Consider the following 1,040-nt stretch of genomic DNA (forward strand, 5'->3'; position numbering starts at 1 on the left):
TCCATCCACGCGCCGGTCACCGGATCCGTGTCTGCCGTGCCAAGCACCTTGCCGTTGTCGATCACCGTCACCTTGCTGCCAGGCTCGGCCGTGCCGCTCAGCGTGGGCTGGGTGTCGTTGGTCGACTGGCCGCTTTGCAGAAAGCCCTCGTCCGGCGCAACGTCGTCCAGCACGGAACCGATCTCGGGGGCAGAGGGCGCCTGCGTATCGACATTCACGGGCACCTTGATCTCGGTGCTGTTGCCGGCGTCGTCGGTCTCGGTGACCACGATACTGCCGCCGCCCTCGGGCAGCGGGTTCGCCGGCGCCGGTGCGGTCCAGGTGCCGTCGGGCCGCACCGTCGTCTCGCTGATCTGGCCGTCCGGGTAGGTCACGACGATGGTGTCGCCGGGTTCGCCCYTGCCGCTCAGCGTGGGCTTGTTGGTGTTGACCAGGCCGGTCTCGTCGATCGCGCCATCGACATGCGCTTCGCCCTCGGGCGCCTGCGTATCGACATTCACGGGCACCTTGATCTCGGTGCTGTTGCCGGCCTCGTCGATCTCGGTGACCACGATGTTGCCGCCGCCCTCGGGCAGCGGGTTCTCCGGCGCCGGTACGGCCCAGCTGCCGTCGGGCCGCACCGTCGTCTCGCTCGTCTCGCCGCCCGGGTAGGTCACGACGATGGTATCGCCGGGTTCGCCCTTGCCGCTCAGCGTGGGCTTGTCGGTATTGACCAGGCCGGTCTCGTCGACCGCGCCATCGACCTGCGCTTCCGGCGCCTTGGGCGGCGCGGTGTCCACGCCGAACTCGAAGGGATCCGAAGGATCGCTTTCGTTGCCGGCCTTGTCGGTTTCAGTGATGGTGATCGCGTGCGGTCCCTCGGCCAGGTCCTCGGCCGGGGTCAAGGTCCAGCGACCCTTGTCGTCGACGACGACCTCGCCGATCGGGTTGCCGTTGTCGTAGACGGTGATGGTGTCGCCGGGCGTGCCATTGCCAGTGAATTCGGGCTTGGCATCGTTCGTGACGCCGCCCTTGGAAATCGGGCCGGTGATCTCTACGAC

General features: G+C 67.9%; 1 protein-coding gene. It reads right to left on the reverse strand.

Features of this window, described 5'->3' with window-relative positions:
* A partial coding sequence (locus AC1DXT_RS20810) for an Ig-like domain-containing protein (RefSeq protein WP_477063177.1) occupies positions 1 to 1,040 on the reverse strand: 1,040 nt, incomplete at both ends.

It is taken from the genome of Cellulomonas sp. P1_G12_2 (genome assembly GCF_056405535.1).